Annotated in this window: 2 protein-coding genes; both read right to left on the minus strand. The window is 64.1% G+C overall.

What is annotated here, in order from left to right; genetic code table 11:
* Positions 1-85 precede the first annotated feature (85 nt).
* Complete coding sequence (locus tag Q4E95_RS13140; protein ID WP_303383727.1) at positions 86-1594, minus strand: amidase; 1509 nt, start codon at positions 1592-1594, stop codon at positions 86-88.
* A 297-nt stretch (positions 1595-1891) separates the two neighbouring features.
* A partial coding sequence (locus Q4E95_RS13145) for an aminotransferase class III-fold pyridoxal phosphate-dependent enzyme (RefSeq protein ID WP_303383728.1) occupies positions 1892-2112 on the minus strand: 221 nt, incomplete at its 5' end.

The following is a 2112-nucleotide window of genomic DNA, read 5'->3' on the forward strand; positions in this document are numbered from 1 at the left end:
TGCCCGCACGGTTCGCCATACCCCAAACCTACTCGGGAAATCCCCGCTCGTCAGTGACGCGACGCAATGTTCCGTTCGATTGCACTCACGCGGCCCGCGGGTCCGTGGGCGGGTTCAGCTGCGCTGCCAGGGAGAGCAGCCACGCCTCCGACGACGCCGCTCCCACCAGTTGCACACCCATCGGCACCTTGCCGGGGTAGTCACCGGATTCCGGCTGCGTCCACACGGTGGGAACAGTGACGGCCGGTAGCCCCACCACGTTGATGAACGAGGTGTAGGGGGTGTACTGACACTGCCGCTCGTAGTCGCGTTCTGCGCTGCGAGGATCGGCCATGTCGTAGCCGTCGAAGTACCAAATAATGGGCCGCGGGGGCATCGCCAAGGCTGGGGTGAGAATCATGTCGTATTGGGCATATTGGGCGATGGTGTCCGCCTCGAACACGCGGATCGCGCTCACGGCGTCCGCCAACTCCACGGCCGAGCGGTTCAACGCGGCTTCTCGGAAGTGCCGCGCCAGGCCGGTCAGTTGCGAGTCTTGCCCGTCGGCCAAGGGGATCTGACCCACGGCGGTCGTCCACAATTTGAAGAAGTTCTCCGCATAACCGGGCAGGTAGTTGATTTGCGCTTCCTCGACCTCGTGGCCCAGCGCCTGTAACTGGCGGACGCCCTCGGACAGCGCGAGCTCTGCTTCGGGGGAGACCGAGATGTCGTAGGTGCCCTCGAACGGGGACGCCGTACTCACGCCGATCCGTAACGGACGATCTCCCCATGGTGCATCTCCGGTCAGCGCGCGGCTCACCACGGATGTGAACGACTGTTCCGGCACTGCTTTCACCGGCCGATCGATGGCGGTGTGACCCGGGGTGGAGCACAGCACATCCATGAGTAGGGCGGCGTCCAAGGCGGTGCGCGTGATGGGGCCGTTGACGCTCAACTGCCCCACGTTGTTCAGCGCATCGCTGCTCGGGACCCGCCCACGGTTCGGTTTGAGCCCGATCAATCCGCACGCCGCGGCAGGAATTCGCACCGAACCGCCGCCGTCCGAACCGATCGCCCCCGCCAGCATCCCGGAGGCCACAGCTGCCGCCTGGCCACCAGAGGAGCCTCCAGGGCTGTGTTCCGGCGAGTGCGGATTGCGCGCCGGCGGGAATATTCTGTTCTCGGAATAACAATTGAGCAGGAACTCTGGGACTTGCGTCTTGCCGAGCATGATGGCGCCGGCTGCCTGAAGGGTTTGCGCGAGAGGGTCAGAGTCGGCAGCGATCGGGAACTCGCCGTTCTCGTCCTGGTTGATCAGGGTTCCGAAGGTCGTGGGCATCCCCGCGACCTCGTGGCCGTCCTTCAGTGCCGTGGGTACACCCATCAGCGCTGGCAATTCTGCTTGAGCGGACGGGTCCGACGCCGCCTCGGCCAGTTGTTCGTCCGCCTCCCGGGCCCGCTTCATGGCGACTTTACGATCCACGTGAATGAACGCGCCCAAGGTGTCATTGAGCTCTTCGATGCGGTCGAGCGAGGATTTCACCGTGTCCTCGCTGGTGACCTGACCGTTGCGCAGTGCCAGAACAGTCTCGGTGAGTGACGGATAGTGCTCCACGATGGTCCTCCGGGCTCGGAATGAAGTGGTAAACGGCAGGTTGGTCCCACCATCCCACATCGACCGTGAGGGTTTAAGGTTCCCTATCCCGCATTTCCGGCCGAAAACAAGGCATAGGGAACCCTATTCCACGGAAGCGACACCGGAAGAGCATGGAGCCGCAACTGCGGAAGGCGGCGGGGGCGGCGTCGTCGTCGTCCGCGGTGGCGTCAAGGCTGGCCAGGAACGCAGATATGCGAACGGGCGGCCACCGGAAACCGGTGACCGCCCGTCGTCAGAGCGCTGGATCAGTTCGAATCAGGCGCCAGCCTCTTCAATGGCCTTGGCGAACACGCGCAGGCCGTCGCGCAACAGGTCGAAGTCGATGACCAGCGGCGGCAGCAAACGCACGTTGTTGCCAAAGGTGCCGCAGGTCAGGATGACAACACCCTGCTCGAGGCACTTAGCGGCAATCTGCTTGGCAGCGTCAGCGTTGGGCTTCTTGGAACCGGGCTCCACGAACTCGAGCGCCATCATGG

Source organism: Kocuria sp. (genome assembly GCF_030536815.1).
GTDB classification, from domain to species: domain Bacteria; phylum Actinomycetota; class Actinomycetes; order Actinomycetales; family Micrococcaceae; genus Kocuria; species Kocuria gwangalliensis.